Source organism: Agrilactobacillus fermenti (genome assembly GCF_021030645.1).
GTDB lineage: Bacteria > Bacillota > Bacilli > Lactobacillales > Lactobacillaceae > Agrilactobacillus > Agrilactobacillus fermenti.
On the sequence record NZ_JACGCJ010000012.1, the window covers coordinates 61,452 to 81,730 of the forward strand.

Sequence of the window (20,279 nt, forward strand, 5' to 3'; positions counted from 1 at the left end):
AAATGTTCGTATTTTTTTAAGGAGATTGATTCAAATGACTGAAAAAAAAGATTTAGAAGCTGAACAACGTATCAAACGCATTAATGAATTGGCTCATAAGCAGAAGTCTGAAGGCCTAACGGAAAAAGAAAAATTAGAACAAGCTAAACTACGCAAAGAATATTTGGCAAATTTCAAACAAGGATTCAAATCACAAATTGAAATGCTGCGTGTATTTGATAAATCAGGCAAAGAAGTGACACCTGACAAGGTAAAAAATATTCAGCGCAAAAAAGGTTTGCGCGATGATTAACTTTTAGTTTTCAAATCAGCTTTTTTTCGGTATCATATTCTTTGGACATTTTAATCGGAGGCTAATAATTATGAGTACAACTGTTGCAATTATTTTAGGTATCGTCATCGGCTTGATCGTTGGTGTGATCGGTGGGTTCTTTTTAGCACGTCAGTATATGAAAAAATATTTGGCCGACAATCCACCAATCAATGAAGATATGATGCGTACAATGATGATGCAAATGGGACAAAAACCATCACAAAAGAAACTAAACCAAGTTATGTCTGCTATGAAACAGCAACAAAAGAAGCAAGCTAAAAAGTAGGTTTATATTTATTAGCTAACTTAGAATATGTCAGACTTAAAAAAGTGGGCGAAAGCAAAACGATTGTTTTGCGTCGCCCACTTTTGCTAGACTCAAATTCTAAGAATCCGTTGTACGTATTAAAGCTCGCCTTTTTCCTTTTCAAGCTCAGCTTTTTTGCTATCAGGTACATAAACAAAGTTTGGATCAATGGCATGATCTAAATCATGCCAAGCAGTGATCAAAGACTGATTAATAGCTAGTGTTTTGTCATCGGTTAATTTTCCCTTACGTTCGACCATAATTGGCTTGCCAAAACGAATCGTAATTTTTTTTCGTTGTAAAACGCCTTTAAAAGTTAATGGTCCCTGATACACAAGGGGAATCAGAGGCACACCCGCTAATTTAGCGATCACTTCAGCTCCGGACTTTAACTTGTTCGAATACCGCGTTCCCGATGGAAACATAATCAATGCTAAATTTTCGTGCCTCAGTTGTTTAACCGGAATTTTTATTGCTGAAGGCCCTGGGTGCGCCCGATCAACTGGAAAGGCATTAGTATGTTTTAAAATGTAACTTAAAATCGGATTTTTAAATAGTTCCTTTTTCGCCATAAAGCCAAACTTTTTGGGCCAGGCACCGACGGCAAATAAAATTGGTTCCCACCAAGTACGGTGGGGTGCAACAAGTATATAACCAGATTTTGGCAAGTTTTGTTTTGCCTCAAAATGAATATTGCCATTGAGTATAAATAGTAAAAAATGAACAATATGATAAAAAACTGTATATAACATAAGACACCTCACATAAATTTACCTAGCCCATTATATTGTTTTCTCAGTAAAATTGAAAGGAATTTATCATGTTAACTGCTGATGAACGCATCGATCAACTTTATAGCTCAAATTTAAAAATTATTCAATCGTCTAAATATTTTGCTTTCGGTATTGACGCCATTTTATTAGCCGATTTCTCGAAAGTACCACCAAGCGGAAAAATTTTCGATTTTTGTGCTGGCAATGGTGTTGTCGGCTTATTTTTGAGTCATAAAACCAAGGCTAAAATAACCTTGATTGAAATTCAACCCCCGTTAGCCGACATGGCTGCACGCTCAATTAGATTAAATCAGCTTCAAAATCAAGTAACTGTTGAAAATATGGATTTAAGAACGATTACTGACCACTTCACACCCGATTCTATTGACTATATTAGTTGTAATCCACCTTATTTTCGAATAAATGAGGGGAGTCTTACAAATCCGAACAAAGCCCTGGCAATTGCACGACACGAATTAGCAGTGACAATTGAAGACATTATTGCCAATGCTCATAAAATGCTGAAAACAAATGGCAAGCTTAGTTTGATCTTTCGCCCGGATCGTCTGGACGAATTATTTGTGCTTTTCAAAAAATACCATCTTGCACCCAAGCGGTTGCGATTTGTTTATCCCAAATTGAATGATAACTTAGACGCAAATATGGTATTGGTGGAAGCAATTAATCGTGGCCGGGAGAACGGCGTCAAAGTTGAACCGCCTTTATATGTTTATGAGAATGATCACTATACTAAAGAAGTTAGAAGACTTGTTTATGGTCAATGACGTACATACAGTTTCAAACTATTATGTCTATATTTTAAAATGTGCTGATAATACGCTATACACTGGGTATACAACCGACGTTACGCATCGGGTGGCGATGCATAATGCGGGCAAGGGGGCAAAATACACGCGGGCACGACGCCCCGTTAAATTATTGTACTACTGGCAGTTATCAACTAAGTCTGAAGCATTAAAGGCAGAAGCACATTTTAAAAAGCTGACACGGACACAAAAACTTCGATTTTTAAGAGCGCATAACATTCTAATTTAAGACTTGCATTGCCTAGTAACTTTGCGTATACTATGCTGGTATGAAAAAATATTTCACACATCTATGGATCTCATGGCTGGTGCCTTTTGGTTACTGTGAGAAATGACATAGATGGCGGGAAAAACCATTTGGAGGTAGTTTTATTATGGCAGTATTGTCAATGAAGCAATTGTTAGAAGCTGGTGTTCATTTTGGACATCAAACACGTCGCTGGAATCCTAAGATGAAGAAATACATCTTTACCGAAAGAAATGGTATCTATATCATTGATTTGCAAAAAACGGTTAAGATGATTGATGACGCTTACAACTTTGTCAAAGATGAAGCAAGCAAGGGTGCCACATTTTTATTTGTAGGGACTAAAAAGCAAGCTCAAGATTCCATTGCTGAAGAAGCAACACGTGCTGGTCAATACTATGTGAATCATCGTTGGTTAGGTGGCACATTAACAAACTGGGATACAATTCAAAAGCGAATCAAATACTTGAAACACATTAAGGAAATGGCTGAAGATGGTACATTTGATCGTTTACCTAAAAAAGAAGTTTCTTTATTAAACAAGGAACGTGAAAAATTAGAACGTTTCTTGGGCGGTATTGAAGATATGCCTGGTATTCCTGACGTTATCTTTATCGTCGATCCACGTAAAGAACGGATTGCTGTTAAAGAAGCACAAAAATTAAATATTCCAATCGTCGCTATGGTTGACACGAACACAGATCCAGATGATATTGATGTTATTATTCCATCAAATGACGACGCTATTCGTGCTGTTCGTTTGATCACATCTAAAATGGCTGATGCTATCGTTGAGGGCCGTCAAGGTGAAGATGAAGGCGACGCCGCTGATGCTGAACAATTAGCTGCATCAGATAATACAACTTCAGCTGACTCAATGGAAGATATTGTTGAAGCAGTTGAAGGTAACAACGACGAAAGTAAAAAATAATTAATTAAATTTTAACTGATCAAGGAGGCCAAATCATGGCAAAAATTTCCGCGGCGCAAGTTAAAGAATTGCGTGAAAAAACTGGTGTCGGCATGATGGATGCTAAAAAAGCTTTGGTTGCTACAGATGGTGACATGGCCAAAGCCATTGATGAATTACGCGAAAAGGGGATTGCGAAAGCAGCCAAGAAGAGTGACCGTATCGCGGCTGAAGGCTTAGCAGAAATTGCCTTCAAAGGTAATCACGCAGCTTTAGTTGAAGTTAATTCAGAAACAGATTTCGTAGCATCTAATAGCGATTTCACTTCTTTGGTTGAAAAAATTGCTGCAGCTGTTGCTGAAAAACAACCAGCTGATATGGCTGCTGCGCTCAAACTACCATTAAACGATGGTACAATTGAAAGCGAAGTTACTAACTTAACAGCCGTAATTGGTGAAAAGATTAGTTTTCGTCGTTTCAAAATTGTTGAAAAAACTGATAGCCAAGTATTTGGTAAATATCTCCACAATGGTGGTCAGATTGCTGTTTTAGTTACTTTAGAAGGTGCCGACGAAACAACTGCTAAAGATGTCGCTATGCATGTAGCTGCAATCAATCCACAGTATGTAACTCGTGATGATGTCCCAAGTGATGTGCTTAATCACGAAAAAGAAGTACTCACCGAAGAAACCAAAAATGAAGGTAAGCCTGAAAAAATTGTTCCTAAGATTGTTGAAGGCCGATTAAACAAGTTCTTATCTGAAATTAGTTTAGCTGATCAAGAATTTGTGAAAGACCCAGATCAAACCGTAGCTCAATATGTTGCAAGTAAGGGTGGAAAGTTAGTTTCCTTTGCACGTTTTGAAGTCGGTGAAGGTATCGAAAAACGCGAAGATAACTTTGTTGATGAAGTTATGAGTCAAATTAAAGACTAGTATGCAAGAATAGCTGGGGTGACCTGGCTATTTTTTTTAGGCAGTTTTTCAATAAAAAATATTTATATGGATATTGTTTCGGTTTCAACAGTATTTTATGATAGAATATACTTTAGCAAATTATCGGAGGTAACACATGTCTGACATTAAATATAAACGTATTGTTTTAAAAGTAAGTGGTGAAGCTTTAGCTGGTACTGACGGTTTTGGTATCAAGCCACCAATTATCTCAAAATTGGCAGATCAGCTTAAGGAAGTTACAGCTTTGGGTGTTCAAGTTGCCATTGTTTGTGGCGGTGGTAATATCTGGCGTGGCGAAACAGGGGCTGAACTTGGTATGGAAAGATCACAGGCTGATTACATGGGGATGTTAGCTACTGTAATGAATGCCTTAGCTTTACAGGATAGCTTGGAGCATGAAGATGTGCCAACACGTGTCCAGACTTCTATTGAAATGCGTCAAATTGCCGAACCTTATATTCGGCGCAAAGCAATCCGTCACTTAGAAAAGGGACGTGTTGTTATTTTCGCTGGTGGCACAGGGAACCCTTATTTTTCAACGGACACTACGGCAGCTTTGCGGGCTGCTGAAATCGATGCTGATGTTATTTTGATGGCCAAAAATAATGTCGATGGTGTTTATTCCGCGGATCCAAAAACAAATCCAGATGCTAAGAAGTATGATGAATTGACACAACTTGATATTATTAATAAAAATTTAAAAGTTATGGATTCTACTGCTAGCTCATTATCAATGGACACGGATATTCCACTGGTCGTTTTCAACATGAATGAACCAGGTAATATTAAACGTGTTGTTCAAGGCGAAAAAATTGGCACAACAATTCAAGGGGGTAAACTGAATGGCTCAAAATAACATCATTGATACAGCGAAAAATCATATGAAAAAAGCTCAGGAAGTGCTTAGTCGTGAACTTGGGAACATTCGTGCTGGGCGTGCAAATGCAAGTTTGCTAAGCCGGATCAATGTGGATTATTACGGCGCACCGACACCTTTAAATCAAATGGCGGCAATTTCTATTCCAGAACCCAGGGTGTTGCAGATTACGCCTTATGATAAAACAGCTTTAGATAATATTGAAAAGGCACTACTTGCATCAGATCTTGGTTTAACACCGGCTAATGATGGTAATGTAGTTCGCTTAGTTATTCCGCAACTTACTGGTGAACGGCGGAAAGAAATCGCTAAAGAAGTTGGTAAACAAGCCGAGAATGCACGCATTGCAATTCGTAATGTCCGCCGAGATGCTATGGAAGATCTCAAAAAGCAAGAGAAGAATAGTGATATTACTGAAGATGAGCTACATCGATTCGAAAAAGATGTTCAAAAGATCACTGATGAAGCCGTTGCTGGTGTTAATGACTTAGCTGCTGCCAAAGAAAAAGAAATTACTGAAGGTTAAATGCTAATACTTTGCTAGAATGGTTACAAACGTCTATGTTTTTGACCATTCTTTATTTTTTGAAACCTATTTTAATGGGGGCTACACATGTCAACAAAAAACAACGACAATCAAAATATTAGCCACGGTAATATTCCCAAACATATTGCCATTATTATGGATGGCAACGGTCGATGGGCGAAGAAACGCCTGCTTCCGAGAATTGCTGGACATAAGGCTGGCATGAACAATGTCAAAAAAATCACGAGTTATGCCAATAAAATTGGTGTCAAAGTATTAACACTTTATGCCTTTTCCACCGAGAACTGGAAACGACCTACGGATGAGGTTGATTATTTAATGCATCTGCCAGTCAACTTTTTTGATCAGTTTATGCCGGATTTGATTGCCGAAAATGTTAAAGTTCAAGTAATGGGATTTACCGACGAGCTACCGAGTTATACTTTAAATGCTGTCACTCGCGCTCAAGAACAAACGAAAAATAATACCGGTTTAATTCTCAATTTTGCACTTAATTATGGTAGCCGACGAGAAATCGTTCAAGCAGCCAAAGCAATCGCATTATCTGTGAAGCAAGGTGAACTTGATGTCGATCAAATTACAGAGGCAACATTACAAAGCCATTTAATGACACACAACTTATCTGAGTTGGCTGATCCTGATTTGTTAATTCGCACCAGTGGTGAAGAGCGACTCTCTAATTTTTTGCTATGGCAGCTGGCATATAGTGAGATGGTTTTTACCGATGAATATTGGCCTGATTTTGATGCTACATCATTGAATCGAGCTATTAATGAGTACCAAAAGCGACATCGCCGTTATGGCGGACTTGTTGAAAAGTAGGAGTTGAACTATTTTGCGTCAACGTATTATCACTGCAGTCATTGCCCTGGCAATTTTTATTCCAATTTTAGTTGCTGGTGGGGTATGGATCGAAATAGCGGCGGCTGTACTTGCTGTTATTGGTTTATCAGAGTTTTATATTATGCAAAAAAGAATTATCGTTTCTCCCGATTTTGTCATTTCAACGGTGGCGGTAATTGCTTTAGTATTTCCTAAGCGTTATTTTAACTGGTTGCCAGCTACAATTTCTCAACTAGATATTTTCTTTTTACTTACACTGGTGCTACTATTGATTACTGTTTTCTCAAAAAATCGTACTAATTTCGATGATATGAGCGTCAATACTTTAGCCACTTTATATGTTGGTATGGGTTTTCATGCGTTGGCATCCGTTCGTAATGAAGCTGGCCTAGACACTCTGTTCTTATTTCTCCTAATTGTTTGGTCGACAGATACGGGTGCCTATTTATTTGGACGAAAATTTGGGAAACATAAATTATGGCCGGCAATTTCACCAAACAAAACTTGGGAGGGTTCAATTGGTGGCACACTTTTGGCCTTAGTGGTTGCCTTGATCTATCTGCAGTTTTTCCCTCAAATTTACAGCGTTCTAACGATGATGGCGATTGCCTTGGTCTTTTCAATTTTTGGTCAATTAGGCGATTTAATTGAATCTGCGTATAAACGCTATTATGGCGTTAAAGATTCCGGTAAAATTTTGCCCGGACATGGGGGTATTCTTGACCGCTTTGACTCACTCTTAGTCGTATTACCCATGCTACACTTTTTCGGTTTTTTCTAAATTGAGAATTAGCAGGAGGACAAGTTTTTGAAAACAATTATCATATTTATTATCATCTTTGGCTTGCTGGTTCTTGTACATGAATTTGGACACTATTATTTTGCACGTAAATCTGGTATTCTTGTTCGTGAATTTTCGATTGGTATGGGCCCAAAATTATTCGCAACCCGCAAAAACGGCACAACCTACACGATCCGTTGGTTACCACTTGGTGGCTATGTCCGAATGGCAGGCGCCGCTGATGATGAAGCTGAACTTGATGCGGGTACAATGGCAACGTTGATTTTCGACGCGAACCACAAAGTGCAGACCATTAATACTAGTGATAAGATTGTCTCGACCGATGGCATCCCTTTTCAAATCAGTAAAACCGACTTAGAGCATGAGCTTTACGTTGAAGGATACGAAAATGGTGATGAATCTGAACTCAAGCATTTTGCTGTAAATCATGATGCCACAATCATTGAAAAAGATGGTACTGAGGTTCAAATTGCACCTATCGATGTTCAATTTCAGTCTGCTAGTATTCCTAAACGGATGATTACGAATTTTGCCGGTCCAATGAATAACTTTATTTTCGCTATTTTAGTATTTATTTTATTTGCTTTTGTTCGTGGCGGTGTGCCTTCAAACGCCAATGTTGTTGGGCAAATTGTGCCTAATTCCCCAGCTGCTAAAGCAAATGTTGAAACTGGCGATATAATCGAAAAAATACAAGGACACCAAGTTAAAAGTTTTACTGAGGCTTCAACTTTGATTTCAAAGCGAGCTAACAAAGTTACAGCTGTGATGATCAACCGTAATGGTCATCGACAAAACATCCAAATCACACCTAAAACTGTAACCGTAAATAAAAAAAAGGTAGGCCAGATAGGTATTGGACAGCCGGTTGATACGAGTGTCGGTGCTAAAGTTTCGTATGGCTGGACAGGTTTTGTCGGCATTAGTTCCCAAATATTTCAAGTTCTTGGCAAAATGCTCACTGGGCACTTTTCATTGAATCAACTGGCTGGTCCGGTCGGTATTTATACTATGACGTCACAATTTGCAGCAAATGGATTCGCTAGTATTTTATACTTCTTGGCCTATCTTTCAGTGAACTTGGGAATTATCAACTTAATTCCAATTCCAGCATTAGACGGCGGTAAATTGATTTTAAATATTATTGAAGGCATTCGAGGAAAACCAATTCCACAAGAGAAGGAAGCCATTGTCACATTAATTGGTGCAGGAATTTTAGTACTACTAATGGTTGCGGTTACCTTCAATGATTTTCAAAGAATTTTCCAGCGTTAAATTCAAATCAAAGGGGATAAAAGGAAATGAAACAATCAAGAGTATTTATACCAACATTGAAGGAGGTACCAAGCAGCGCGGAGGCAAAAAGTCATCAATTAATGCTTCGTGCCGGATACATTCGTCAAGTTTCGGCTGGTGTCTATGCTTATCTGCCTTTGGCTTATCGAGTACTGGAAAAAATTGAAACAATTATTCGTGAAGAAATGGCTAAAATTGATGCTGTTGAAATGAAAATGCCAAATTTGATTCCGGCTGATCTTTGGCGTGAATCTGGCCGTTACGATACTTATGGTGAAAACCTATTTAAACTAAAAGATCGCCATGATCGTGATTTTATTTTAGGACCAACCCATGAAGAAACCTTTACGGATCTTGTTCGTAATGAAGTTCGTTCTTATAAAAAACTGCCTTTTGTTCTTTATCAGATCCAAACCAAATTCCGTGATGAAGATCGACCACGATATGGCTTACTGCGTGTACGTGAATTTATCATGAAAGATGCATACTCTTTCAGTGCAACAGAAGGTGACCTAGATAAAATTTACGATCAAATGGAAGTCGCTTACCACAACGTTTTCCAACGCATCAAGCTTAATTTTAAAACAATTATTGGTGATGCAGGTGCAATGGGTGGCAAAGACTCTAAGGAGTTTTCTGCCATCGCACCAATTGGTGAAGATACGGTTGTTTGGTCAGATGGGAGTTCTTATGCGGCTAATTTGGAAATGGCTACTAGTAAACCAACGCAGGCAATTTCTGATGAAGTAGCCAATGAATTAACACAAGTACCTACGGACAATGCAAAGACAATCGATGAAGTTGCTAATTTTTTAAATGTGGCACGAACACAGCTTATTAAAAGTGTCTTGTTTCTAGCAGATGACCAGCCTGTTCTGGCAATTGTCCGGGGCGATTATGAGATCAATGATACAAAGCTAAAGAACTTGTTACAGGCCGATTTCTTAAGAATGGCTACACCAGAAGAAGTTCAAAATATTTTCCATGCGCATGTTGGTGCGATAGGTCCATTAAAGGTTCCTGAAGGTGTCAAAGTAGTTGCTGATTTAACGATTCAAGGAATGGTCAATGCAGTGACAGGGGCTAATAAAGATGGCTATCACTATACGAACGTTTTACCAGATCGTGATTTGGATATTGATCTTTATCATGATATTCGTTTCGTTAAGGAAGGGGAACCCTCACCTGATGGTGCCGGTATTCTACACTTTGATCGTGGCATTGAAATTGGTCATATCTTCAAATTAGGGACACGTTATTCCAAAATGATGCATGCTGAATTTTTAGATGAAAATGGCCGATCACAGCCGATTATTATGGGTTCTTATGGTATTGGCGTTTCCCGCTTATTATCAGCAATTGTCGAACAGCATTCCGATGAGAGTGGTATGGTTTGGCCACGGGATATTGCACCATATGATGTGCATATTGTTCCTGTAAACGTTAAGTCTGAAACACAAATGACTTTAGCAACACAAATTGAAACAAATCTCGAGAACGAAGGTTACTCCATTCTTTTAGACGACCGTAAAGAACGCGCCGGAGTTAAGTTTGCTGATGCAGACTTGATTGGCTTGCCAATTCGTATTACGGTCGGTAAAAAAGCGGATGATGGCATCGTTGAAGTCAAAATTCGAAAAACTGAAGAAACGATCGAAGTTAAAAAAGACGAATTAGTAAATGTCTTAGGTATATTACTAAAACAAATTGACGACGATAATCAATGATAATAGATTTTAGCTGCTTTCAATGAATGAGGAGATCTTGAATGTCTGATAAAAATGAACTCTTCGAAAAATTGTTGGCGCAAATTGAACTACCAACTGATTTGCAAGAAAAACCTGATTTTAAGGCTGGAACGATCGAAAAAGTGGTCGTTCATGAAAAATCAAATCAGTGGGAGTTCTTTTTTGCATTTCCAAAAATTTTAGATTTCGAAGACTTTGAAGTATTTCAACAATTATTAATACACGCCTTTGAAAATATTGCAAAAATCAAATTTCACATTCAAACACGAACATCCAGTTTTGACCAACATGTATTACGTGCATACTGGCCCTACGTATTGACACATAGTGACTTGAATTCACAGTTATTAAAACAGATCTGTGATAGTAAACTGCCAGTTGTTTCAGATCGACGTATTATTTTACAAGTTGAAAATGAAATTATTAAGGAATACTTAGTCAAAGGTGCACTTGGACCGGTTGAAACGACATACGATGACTTGGGATTTGAAAAGTTTAATATTACGGCAACAATTGATCAAAGTGCCTCTCAAGAAAAAATTGCTGCCTTTAAACAACGACAAGCAGAAACAAAGCAAAAGATTCAAGCCTCTGCCAAAACCGCTGCTGAGCAAAAAGCAAAAGCACCTAAACGAACTAGCCGCGCAGACAAAGATGTTTTGTTGGGTCGCAAAATCAAAGCAGATTTGCCAGTTCTACGAATGGCTGATATCACGGAAGAAGAACGCAGTGTCGTTGTAGAAGGCTACGTCTTCAACTGCGAAGTCCGTGATTTACGTTCCGGACGTAAATTATTAACGTTGAAAGTAACTGATTATTCTTCTTCTTTTGTCATCAAACGCTTCTCACGTGATACTGACGATGAGAGTGTCTTTGATGAATTTCAAAAGGGTATGTGGGTCATTGTTAAAGGTTCTGTACAAGAAGATACTTATATGCGTGATCTAACAATTAATGCGACCGACATTAATATTTACCATCATGAACCGCGACAAGACAATTATGAGGGTGAAAAGCGTGTTGAACTACATCTGCATACAAATATGAGTATGATGGATGCTACTAATTCAATTTCTGATTATGCAGCGCAAGCCAAAGCTTGGGGTCATACGGCATTAGCAGTCACGGATCATTTTGGATTGCAAGCCTTTCCTGATGCACACAGTGCGGGTGCCAAGAATGAACTCAAAATGTTGTATGGTGTCGAAATCAACTTGGTCGATGATGGTAAGCCGCTCGCTTTTAATTTACGTGATCAGACATTAATAGATTCTGAATATGTTATTTTTGACGTGGAAACAACCGGTCTGTCAGCAGTTTACGATTCAATTATTGAATTAGCGGCGGTCAAAATGAAAGACAATGAAGTGTTGGCATCCTTTGATGAATTTATCGACCCAGGTCATCCATTGTCTCGTTTGACAACCGAATTAACGAGTATTACAGATGATATGGTCAGAGGTTCTAAATCCGAAGCTGAAGTGATGGCCCTTTTCCGCGAATTTTGTGGTGATGCTATTTTAGCAGGCCATAACGTTACTTTTGATATTGGTTTCTTAAATGCCGCATACGAACGTAACGGCTTTGAATTAGTTACGGCTCCTGTCATTGATACCCTCGAGGTTTCCCGATTGTTACATCCCGAATATAAAAACCACAAACTAGATAGTTTAGCTAAAAAATATCACATTGTTTTAGAACATCATCACCGGGCAAATTCAGATGCGGAAACGACAGGTTATTTGATGTATAAATTACTAGAGCAAATGGAGAAACGTTATCAAACGACGAACGTTCAGCAATTAAACGATCACGTTGGTGGTGCCGATGCTTATAAACAATCAAGACCTCACCATGCGGTTTTGATTGCTCAAACGCAGGCTGGTCTCAAAAACATGTTCAAAATTGTTTCTGAATCCATGGTTCATTATTTTTATCGTGAACCGCGTGTTCCCCGAAGTTTACTAAACAAATATCGAGCGGGCTTACTAGTTGGTTCTGGATGTGATTCAGGTGAAGTCTTTACGGCGATGATGCAAAAGGGACACAATGAAGCTCTTGAACTCGCTAAGTACTATGATTACTTAGAAGTCATGCCCAAAGCCGTTTATCAACCGTTACTAGATCGTGAACTTATTAAAGACAATGCCGCTCTCGAAGATATCATTCAAAACATCATCAAGATCGGTCAAGAATTGGATAAACCGGTTGTTGCTACTGGCGATGTTCATTATTTGAATAAAGAAGATCACATCTATCGCGAAATTCTAATCAAATCACTAAAGGGCAGTCCCTTGGCTCGACAACAACTACCTGACGTTCATTTTCGCACCACAGAAGAGATGTTAGAGGCATTCAGTTTTCTAGATGAGGCCACGGCTAAAAAAATTGTGATCACCAATACACATAAAATTGTTGATTTAGTCGATGAGGCTATTACGCCGGTCAAAGATAAATTGTATACACCTAAAATGCCCGGGGCAGAAGACGAAATACGTTCTCTATCCATGAATAAAGCACATGAGCTTTATGGCGAACCATTACCAGAGATTGTGGAAGCACGGCTGCAAAAAGAATTGAACAGTGTGATTGGGAATGGATTCTCGGTTATTTATTTAATTTCTCAGAAATTGGTATACAAATCTAACAAAGATGGTTATTTGGTTGGTTCCCGTGGATCAGTAGGCTCAAGTTTAGTTGCGACAATGACTGGGATCACTGAGGTCAATCCATTACCACCACATTACCGTTGTCCTAACTGTAAATATAGTGAGTTTTATACAAAAGGGGAAGTTGGTTCAGGATTTGATTTGCCTGACAAAAAGTGCCCCAATTGTGGTGCAGAACTTATTAAAGATGGGCACGATATTCCTTTTGAAACTTTTCTGGGTTTCAAAGGTGATAAAGTGCCAGATATTGATCTAAATTTTTCCGGCGACTACCAACCAGTTGCTCACAATTATACGAAAGTATTATTTGGGGAAGATCATGTTTTTCGTGCTGGGACTATTGGCACTGTTGCAGATAAAACAGCATTTGGTTACGTGAAACATTATGAAGAAGAAACCGAACAAAACTTTCGAAATGCAGAAATCGAACGCTTGGCATTAGGTGCAACGGGTGTCAAACGGACAACGGGTCAACATCCGGCTGGAATTATCGTTGTACCTGATTACATGGATATCTATGATTTCACACCGATTCAATATCCAGCCGATGACCAGAACGCAGCTTGGAAAACCACTCACTTTGATTTCCATTCTATCCATGATAATATTTTGAAGCTAGATATTCTTGGTCATGACGATCCAACCATGATCCGTATGTTACAAGATTTATCAGGTGTGGAACCTAAATCAATTCCGACGGATGATCCGGGGGTTATGTCCCTGTTTTCAAATCCAGATATTCTCGGAGTTACGCCAGAACAGATTCAGTCTAAAACTGGAACTTTAGGGATTCCTGAGTTTGGCACTCGGTTTGTTCGTGGTATGTTAGAAGAGACTCATCCCACAACATTTGCCGAGTTGTTACAAATTTCTGGCCTATCTCACGGAACGGATGTTTGGCTCGGCAATGCTGAGGAACTCATTAATAAAGGTGTTGTCACTTTAAAAGAAGTTATTGGCTGTCGGGACAATATCATGATGGACTTGATTCACTGGGGTATGGACTCACAAATGGCCTTCCAAATCATGGAACATGTCCGTAAGGGTCGCGGGATTCCAGATGATTGGCAAACAGCAATGCGCGCAAATCCTAATGTACCCGCTTGGTATATCGATTCATGTTTAAAAATTAAGTATATGTTCCCTAAAGCGCACGCAACAGCGTATATCCTCATGGCGTTAAGAATTGCTTACTTCAAAGTATATTTCCCGATCGTTTATTACTGTGCTTATCTATCGGTTCGTGCTGATGACTATGATCTAGTAGCGATGTCTTCGGGAAAAGAAGCTGTTAAAGCACGCATGAAAGAAATTAACGACAAAGGGTTAGATGCTTCTCAAAAAGAGAAAAATCTGCTGACTGTTCTAGAGATTGCAAATGAATGTTTAGAACGTGACATCCAAATTAAAATGGTTGATATCAATAAATCTGATGCTCAAGATTTTATTATTTTAGATGATCATACATTGTTAGCACCTTTCAATGCCGTGCCAAGTTTAGGTGATAATGTGGCTAAAAAAATCGTATCTGCTCGAGAAGAACAACCGTTTCTATCCAAAGAAGACCTGGCAAATCGTGGGGGCGTTTCCACGTCTTTGATCCAATATTTGACAGATAACCATGTGTTAGATGACCTACCTGATGAAAATCAACTCTCGTTATTTTGATCTTACAAATAACAGCTAAAAGGCTATAAGTTTGCGAAATTAAGCAATTTGTGTTATGTTTATTAAGTATTTTGATACTTTTCGTTTGAGTGAGCAGTGATGCTCACTCTTTTTAATGAAATTATTCGAATGGAGGTGGCTTTTTGAGTGACGTAGTACAAGTCGTAACTGATATCGTTCAACCGATTCTAGACGGCCATAAGTTTCAATTAGTAGATATTGAATACGTCAAAGAAGGTCATTCTTGGTATTTACGCGTTTATATTGATAAACCCGGTGGTATAGATATCGAAGAATGTGCAATGGTCAGTGAACAACTCAGTGAGCAACTGGATCAACTCGATCCAGATCCGATTCCTCAGGCTTATTTTTTGGAAGTTTCATCTCCAGGTGCCGAACGACCACTAAAAACTGAAACAGATATTCAAAACGCAATTGGTGAATATGTCCATATTTCATTATATCAACAGGTTCACAATGCTAAGATATTCGAAGGCACATTGGTAAGTGTTGATCAAAATCAATTAACTTTAGAGCTTAAGGATAAGACAAGAAAGATCCAGCGTACATTCCAGCGGGATAATATTGCCAAGATCCGTCTAGCAATAGAATTCTAACTTAGGAAGGGTAAGTCATGAGTAAAGAAATGATAGAGGCCTTAGACGCGCTCGAGCGTGAAAAAGGTGTAAAAAAAGAAGTTGTTATCGAAGCTTTAGAAGCAGCTTTGGTTTCAGCTTATAAACGTAATTACGGACAGGCGCAAAATGTTGAAGTTGACTTTGATGCAAAAAAAGGTGATATTCACGTTTATGCCGTCAAAGAGGTAACTGAAGAAGTCTTTGATTCTCGCCTTGAAGTTAGTCTCAAAGACGCACTCAATAAGAATAAGGGCTATGAAGTCGGTGATCACATAAAATTTGAAGTGACCCCCAAAGACTTCGGCCGTATTGCTGCTCAAACTGCAAAGCAAGTAATTATGCAACGGGTGCGTGAAGCGGAGCGTAGTATTGTCTATAATGAATATAGTCAGTATGAAAATGAGATCATGCAAGGTGTCGTTGAACGTCGGGATAACCGCTTTATTTACGTTAACTTAGGCCGTATTGAGGCTGTTTTAGGCCGACAAGATCAAATGCCGAATGAGGATTATCAACCCCATGACCGTATTAAAGTATACGTGACCAAAGTTGAGAATACGACTAAGGGGCCACAGGTGTTTGTCAGTCGGACACATCCCGATTTAGTTAAACGCCTCTTTGAACAAGAAGTTCCAGAAATTTACGATGGCACGGTAGAAATCGTTTCTATTGCTCGAGAAGCAGGCGACCGCACTAAAATGGCTGTCAGATCAACAGACACTAATATTGATGCTGTCGGTACTTGCGTTGGCCCACGTGGACAACGAGTACAAGCAGTTGTCAATGAGCTCCATGGTGAAAATATGGATATTATCGAATACAAAGATGAGCCGCAAGACTATATTGCGAACGCTTTGAATCCGGCTGAAGTTTTACGGGTTAGCTTTGATCCGACGAATGATCATGACTGTACTGTAATTGTGCCTGATGATCAGCTATCATTAGCAATTGGTAAAAAAGGTCAAAATGCACGTTTGGCTGCGAAGCTAACCGGTTATCGTATTGATATTGAACGGGAAAGCGACGTCGATGACACGACGATATCTTCAGAACCTGACCAACTTTCTGAAAATGAACCACAAGTAGAAGATCAATCGTCAACTTCGGAGCAAAACGTAGCAACTGATGACACAGCTTCAAATGATGCAGAATAGGTGATTTAAGATGAAAAAACGTAAAATTCCTATGCGTAAAGATATCTTAACTGAAGAAATGCAACCCAAGAAATCGATGGTCCGTATTGTCAAAAATAAAGAAGGCGAGATTTCTTTGGATCCAACTGGCAAGAAACCGGGCCGTGGTGCCTATGTTTCCTTGAATCCAGAAGCTGTTAAAGCAGCCAAAGCTAAGAAAACGATTGATCGTGTTTTCGAAGCTAAAATTCCGGAATCATTTTACGATGAGCTTTTTGAATACGTTGATCATCAAAAAGCACGGCAGGAGCTTTTCGGTAATGATTAATGGATGAAAATACACAAAAATTAATGAACTTGTTAGGTTTAGCCATGCGTGCTGGTAAGATTATTACTGGTGAATCAATGGTTCAACAAGCACTTGTCAATGGCAAGTTAGCATTAGTTTATGTTGCCCAGGATACTGGTGCTAGTACCAAGAAAAAATTTAAAGACAAAACAGAATTTTATCATGTACCCATACATGACGAATTAACAACTGAGCAGATCACCCAAGCAATTGGCCGTCCAAGAAAGATTCTTGGGATTACCGATAAAGGCTTTGCAAAAGGTATGGTGAAGCTCATGTAAAATAAGGAGCGTGAAGATATGGGGAAAAAAAGAATTTATGAATTTGCAAAAGAATTAAACTTACCGAGTAAAACAGTCGTTGAAGCGGCACAAAAAGCTGGTTTAAGTGTTAAGAACCATATGGCGGCAATCGACAGTACTCAAGAACAACAGATCCGTACGGCATTAAAACCACAAAATACGGCCGCAAAAACACCCCATAATACCAATATAGCAAGTCATAATACTCATAAGAATGGTCAACACGCCGCCCATTCAGAACAACAAAATCATGGCAACCAGCAACAATCGCGTTCACAGAAATCTGTCGCGAGTCAACCTCATCACTCTAATAATCAAACAAGGCAGGCTAATCATCGAATGCAGAGCAATTCAGCTAAGCAAAACACTCGATCTAACGAACGCAACCATTCTTCTAACAATCGGAACCAGTCAAATACCAATCGACCGCAAGGACAACAAGGCCGGCCACAAACAACTCAGAATAACAATCACAGTAACGTAAATAGAACACAGCGGCCAAGCAACAACCAAACACAAGGTCAAAGTACCCGAACACAAGGGTCTACTTCGGGGACACAAAATCGTACTACTAATAATAACAATAATCAAAGTAATAATCGCAATCGCAACAATAATAACCGTGGTGGCTGGAGTAACAATAATAATCGGAATCAATACGGTAATCGACGTCGTAATAACAAGAAAAACCGCCGGCGAGATAACACACCTAAGAAACCAATGCCACAACGTAAAGATCGGCCATTGCCTAAAGTATTGCTCTATACAGAAGGTATGAATGCGCAAGATTTAGGTAAGATCTTGCACAGAGAGCCAGCTGAAATCGTTAAAAAGTTATTTATGCTAGGCGTCATGACGAATCAAAACCAATCGTTAGGCAAAGATGCCATTGAATTATTGGCAGCAGATTATGGTATTGATGCGCAAGAAAAAGTGGAAGAAGATATTAGTGATTTGGATCGTATCTTTAATGAAGAATCACATAATCAAGACCACTTAGAAGCACGCCCACCTGTTGTAACGATCATGGGTCACGTTGATCATGGTAAAACAACATTATTGGATAAATTACGTCATACCCATGTAACCGAAGGTGAAGCCGGAGGAATCACGCAACACATTGGTGCCTATCAGGTTAAATTGAATAATCGCGTGATTACTTTCTTGGATACGCCAGGACACGCTGCTTTCACAAATATGCGTGCGCGTGGTGCTGATGTCACAGATATCATCATTTTAGTGGTTGCCGCTGATGACGGGGTCATGCCACAAACAATTGAAGCAATCAACCATGCTAAAGCAGCGCATGCACCGATTATTGTTGCTGTTAATAAGATTGATAAACCTGGCGCTAATCCTAACCATGTAATGGAACAATTGACGGAATATGGTCTGATCCCTGAAAGCTGGGGCGGCGATACAATTTTCGTTGAAATTTCAGCTAAATTTGGCAAAAATATCGATGAATTATTGGAAATGGTGCTTCTTGAAGCCGATATGTTAGAATTGAAAGCTAATCCAGATCAAAAAGCAGTCGGAACAGTTTTAGAAGCACGTTTAGACAAGGGTAAAGGCCCAGTAGCTTCCCTCTTGGTCCAACAGGGGACATTGCATGTTGGAGATCCTATCGTTGTCGGCAATACTTTTGGCCGCGTTCGAGTCATGACAAATGATCGAGGTCGACGTGTAAAAGAGGCTTTGCCATCTGAACCAGTTGAAATTACTGGGTTGAATGACGTGCCAGCGGCAGCTGATAAATTTGCTGTTTATGAAGATGAAAAAACAGCACGTTCAGCTGGTGAAGAACGTGCTAAGAAAGCACTCTTAGAAGAACGTAGTCATACCACGCACGTTACGTTGGACAACCTCTTTGAGTCAATGAAGCAGGGCGAACTTAAAGAAGTTGACATTATCATTAAGGGTGATGTTCAAGGTTCTGTCGAAGCGTTAGCGAATAGTTTACAAAAAATTGATGTCGAAGGTGTTCGTGTAAATATCATCCACCAAGCTGTTGGGGCAATCAATGAAAGTGATGTGACTTTGGCGGCAGCAAGTCAAGCTATTATTATTGGCTTCAATGTTCGGCCAACGGCTAATGCTAAATCCCAAGCTGATATGGATAATGTTGATATTCGTCTTTATAATGTCATTTACAATGCCATTGAAGAGGTAGAGTCCGCCATGAAGGGTATGTTGGAACCAACTTACCAAGAAAAAGTTACTGGTAATCTGCAAGTACGTGAGACTTATAAAGTGTCTAAAGTTGGGACGATTGCTGGTGCTTATGTCAATAGTGGTTACATTACTCGCGACTCAGGTATTCGGTTGATTCGTAATGGCATCGTTATTTACGAAGGTAAGTTAGCTTCGTTAAAACGATTTAAAGATGATGTGAAAGAAGTTCGCCAAGGCTTCGAATGTGGCTTAACGATTGAAAACTATAATGACATTAAAGTTGACGATGAGATTGAAGCTTATGTCATGGAAGAAGTACCAGCAAAATAGTTTTTAAGACGCAATCTACGGGAGGGTTACTTGATGAAACATCGCATTGGCAGAGTAGAACAACAAATCAATCGTGAAGTAACCGATATTTTATTAAAGAAAATTCGTGATCCCCGGGTGACTGGAGTCACGATCACAGGTGTTGATCTTTCAGGTGATTTACAGCACTGCAAAATCTACTATTCAATTCTTTCTGAGAAAGCAAGTGACGTTGAAAAGGCACAGGCTGGCTTAGATAAAGCAAAAGGATTGATTCGTAGCGAGTTAGGTCAACGAATAAAATTATTTAAAGTGCCAGAATTAACATTTTTACAAGATAAATCGGTTCAGTACGGTGAGCGCATTGATGAATTGATCCGAAAACTGCACGAATCTGAACAATCTAACTAAATAATTTAAATTAAAACATCAAATCTATTGCTCAACGGATTTGATGTTTTTTTAGTGCGCCCGGCATGGGCGCTAACTTGGTGGTGAAAGTCCACTATAGACCGTAGTAGTCGGAACTATTAGTTGAGGACAAGGGTGTCCACCGTGAGGTGGAATCTGAAGGAAGTCTAAAGCAAAGT

Annotated in this window: 20 protein-coding genes; 19 read left to right on the forward strand and 1 reads right to left on the reverse strand. The window is 39.1% G+C overall.

Annotated elements, in window-relative coordinates:
• Positions 1-34 precede the first annotated feature (34 nt).
• Complete coding sequence (locus tag FHQ08_RS05885; protein ID WP_230913470.1) at positions 35-292, forward strand: DUF896 domain-containing protein; 258 nt, start codon at positions 35-37, stop codon at positions 290-292.
• Between the two features lie 70 nt (positions 293-362).
• Positions 363-599 (forward strand): YneF family protein, encoded by a 237-nt coding sequence (locus FHQ08_RS05890; RefSeq protein WP_230913471.1) that lies wholly within the window; start codon positions 363-365, stop codon positions 597-599.
• A 119-nt stretch (positions 600-718) separates the two neighbouring features.
• Here FHQ08_RS05890 and FHQ08_RS05895 read toward each other — a convergent pair whose 3' ends face one another.
• Complete coding sequence (locus tag FHQ08_RS05895; RefSeq protein ID WP_230913472.1) at positions 719-1,372, reverse strand: lysophospholipid acyltransferase family protein; 654 nt, start codon at positions 1,370-1,372, stop codon at positions 719-721.
• Positions 1,373-1,440: 68 nt separating this feature from the next.
• On the opposite strand from FHQ08_RS05895, the gene FHQ08_RS05900 reads away from it, so the two are divergent.
• The 17 genes from FHQ08_RS05900 to rbfA all read left to right on the forward strand — a co-directional run bounded on the left by FHQ08_RS05900 (position 1,441) and on the right by rbfA (position 20,100).
• Complete coding sequence (locus FHQ08_RS05900; protein ID WP_230913473.1) at positions 1,441-2,178, forward strand: tRNA1(Val) (adenine(37)-N6)-methyltransferase; 738 nt, start codon at positions 1,441-1,443, stop codon at positions 2,176-2,178.
• Positions 2,168-2,449 (forward strand): GIY-YIG nuclease family protein, encoded by a 282-nt coding sequence (locus tag FHQ08_RS05905; protein ID WP_230913474.1) that lies wholly within the window; start codon positions 2,168-2,170, stop codon positions 2,447-2,449. The genes FHQ08_RS05900 and FHQ08_RS05905 overlap by 11 nt, the downstream gene beginning before the upstream one ends.
• Before the next feature lie 145 nt (positions 2,450-2,594).
• On the forward strand, positions 2,595-3,398 hold the full coding sequence (rpsB, locus tag FHQ08_RS05910) for a 30S ribosomal protein S2 (RefSeq protein WP_230913475.1): 804 nt from the start codon (positions 2,595-2,597) through the stop codon (positions 3,396-3,398).
• Positions 3,399-3,433: 35 nt separating this feature from the next.
• Entirely contained in the window at positions 3,434-4,312 is an 879-nt protein-coding gene (tsf, locus tag FHQ08_RS05915; protein ID WP_230913476.1) for a translation elongation factor Ts, read from the forward strand.
• Positions 4,313-4,448: 136 nt separating this feature from the next.
• Positions 4,449-5,189, forward strand: a complete 741-nt coding sequence (gene pyrH, locus FHQ08_RS05920; protein WP_230913477.1) for a UMP kinase — start codon at positions 4,449-4,451, stop codon at positions 5,187-5,189.
• A complete protein-coding gene (frr, locus tag FHQ08_RS05925) occupies positions 5,176-5,736 on the forward strand; it encodes a ribosome recycling factor (RefSeq protein WP_230913478.1) in 561 nt (186 codons plus the stop codon). Before pyrH ends, frr begins: the two co-directional genes overlap by 14 nt.
• An 87-nt stretch (positions 5,737-5,823) precedes the next feature.
• Positions 5,824-6,579: an isoprenyl transferase gene (locus tag FHQ08_RS05930; RefSeq protein ID WP_230913479.1), complete on the forward strand. Its 756-nt coding sequence runs from the start codon at positions 5,824-5,826 to the stop codon at positions 6,577-6,579.
• Positions 6,580-6,592: 13 nt separating this feature from the next.
• A complete protein-coding gene (locus FHQ08_RS05935) occupies positions 6,593-7,381 on the forward strand; it encodes a phosphatidate cytidylyltransferase (RefSeq protein WP_230913480.1) in 789 nt (262 codons plus the stop codon).
• 27 nt (positions 7,382-7,408) lie between these two features.
• Positions 7,409-8,677, forward strand: coding sequence for an RIP metalloprotease RseP (gene rseP / locus FHQ08_RS05940; RefSeq protein ID WP_230913481.1), 1,269 nt, complete (start codon positions 7,409-7,411; stop codon positions 8,675-8,677).
• 26 nt (positions 8,678-8,703) lie between these two features.
• Positions 8,704-10,425, forward strand: coding sequence for a proline--tRNA ligase (locus tag FHQ08_RS05945; RefSeq protein ID WP_230913482.1), 1,722 nt, complete (start codon positions 8,704-8,706; stop codon positions 10,423-10,425).
• A gap of 41 nt (positions 10,426-10,466) precedes the next feature.
• Positions 10,467-14,783 carry a PolC-type DNA polymerase III gene (locus tag FHQ08_RS05950; RefSeq protein WP_230913483.1) on the forward strand — a complete coding sequence of 1,439 codons (4,317 nt, stop codon included), beginning with the start codon at positions 10,467-10,469 and terminating at the stop codon, positions 14,781-14,783.
• A gap of 143 nt (positions 14,784-14,926) precedes the next feature.
• Positions 14,927-15,400: a ribosome maturation factor RimP gene (gene rimP, locus FHQ08_RS05955; protein ID WP_230913484.1), complete on the forward strand. Its 474-nt coding sequence runs from the start codon at positions 14,927-14,929 to the stop codon at positions 15,398-15,400.
• Between the two features lie 17 nt (positions 15,401-15,417).
• Positions 15,418-16,575, forward strand: coding sequence for a transcription termination factor NusA (gene nusA / locus FHQ08_RS05960; RefSeq protein WP_230913485.1), 1,158 nt, complete (start codon positions 15,418-15,420; stop codon positions 16,573-16,575).
• Between the two features lie 10 nt (positions 16,576-16,585).
• Complete coding sequence (gene rnpM, locus FHQ08_RS05965; RefSeq protein ID WP_230913486.1) at positions 16,586-16,882, forward strand: RNase P modulator RnpM; 297 nt, start codon at positions 16,586-16,588, stop codon at positions 16,880-16,882.
• Complete coding sequence (locus tag FHQ08_RS05970) at positions 16,882-17,184, forward strand: L7Ae/L30e/S12e/Gadd45 family ribosomal protein (RefSeq protein ID WP_230913487.1); 303 nt, start codon at positions 16,882-16,884, stop codon at positions 17,182-17,184. The genes rnpM and FHQ08_RS05970 overlap by 1 nt, the downstream gene beginning before the upstream one ends.
• Positions 17,185-17,202: 18 nt before the next feature.
• Positions 17,203-19,710 (forward strand): translation initiation factor IF-2, encoded by a 2,508-nt coding sequence (infB, locus tag FHQ08_RS05975; RefSeq protein ID WP_230913488.1) that lies wholly within the window; start codon positions 17,203-17,205, stop codon positions 19,708-19,710.
• A 33-nt stretch (positions 19,711-19,743) separates the two neighbouring features.
• A complete protein-coding gene (gene rbfA / locus FHQ08_RS05980) occupies positions 19,744-20,100 on the forward strand; it encodes a 30S ribosome-binding factor RbfA (RefSeq protein WP_230913489.1) in 357 nt (118 codons plus the stop codon).
• Positions 20,101-20,279: the final 179 nt, after the last annotated feature.

Excerpts from the sequence above, each read along its gene's own strand:
- tsf (WP_230913476.1), top strand. The coding sequence starts at position 3,434 with ATGGCAAAAATTTCCGCGGCGCAAGTTAAAGAATTGCGTGAAAAAACT.
- FHQ08_RS05905 (WP_230913474.1), top strand. The coding sequence starts at position 2,168 with ATGGTCAATGACGTACATACAGTTTCAAACTATTATGTCTATATTTTA.
- rnpM (WP_230913486.1), top strand. The coding sequence starts at position 16,586 with ATGAAAAAACGTAAAATTCCTATGCGTAAAGATATCTTAACTGAAGAA.
- infB (WP_230913488.1), top strand. The coding sequence starts at position 17,203 with ATGGGGAAAAAAAGAATTTATGAATTTGCAAAAGAATTAAACTTACCG.
- frr (WP_230913478.1), top strand. The coding sequence starts at position 5,176 with ATGGCTCAAAATAACATCATTGATACAGCGAAAAATCATATGAAAAAA.
- FHQ08_RS05890 (WP_230913471.1), top strand. The coding sequence starts at position 363 with ATGAGTACAACTGTTGCAATTATTTTAGGTATCGTCATCGGCTTGATC.
- rbfA (WP_230913489.1), top strand. The coding sequence starts at position 19,744 with ATGAAACATCGCATTGGCAGAGTAGAACAACAAATCAATCGTGAAGTA.
- FHQ08_RS05885 (WP_230913470.1), top strand. The coding sequence starts at position 35 with ATGACTGAAAAAAAAGATTTAGAAGCTGAACAACGTATCAAACGCATT.
- FHQ08_RS05945 (WP_230913482.1), top strand. The coding sequence starts at position 8,704 with ATGAAACAATCAAGAGTATTTATACCAACATTGAAGGAGGTACCAAGC.
- nusA (WP_230913485.1), top strand. The coding sequence starts at position 15,418 with ATGAGTAAAGAAATGATAGAGGCCTTAGACGCGCTCGAGCGTGAAAAA.
- rpsB (WP_230913475.1), top strand. The coding sequence starts at position 2,595 with ATGGCAGTATTGTCAATGAAGCAATTGTTAGAAGCTGGTGTTCATTTT.
- FHQ08_RS05895 (WP_230913472.1), bottom strand. The coding sequence starts at position 1,372 with ATGTTATATACAGTTTTTTATCATATTGTTCATTTTTTACTATTTATA.
- FHQ08_RS05950 (WP_230913483.1), top strand. The coding sequence starts at position 10,467 with ATGTCTGATAAAAATGAACTCTTCGAAAAATTGTTGGCGCAAATTGAA.
- pyrH (WP_230913477.1), top strand. The coding sequence starts at position 4,449 with ATGTCTGACATTAAATATAAACGTATTGTTTTAAAAGTAAGTGGTGAA.
- FHQ08_RS05930 (WP_230913479.1), top strand. The coding sequence starts at position 5,824 with ATGTCAACAAAAAACAACGACAATCAAAATATTAGCCACGGTAATATT.
- FHQ08_RS05900 (WP_230913473.1), top strand. The coding sequence starts at position 1,441 with ATGTTAACTGCTGATGAACGCATCGATCAACTTTATAGCTCAAATTTA.
- FHQ08_RS05970 (WP_230913487.1), top strand. The coding sequence starts at position 16,882 with ATGGATGAAAATACACAAAAATTAATGAACTTGTTAGGTTTAGCCATG.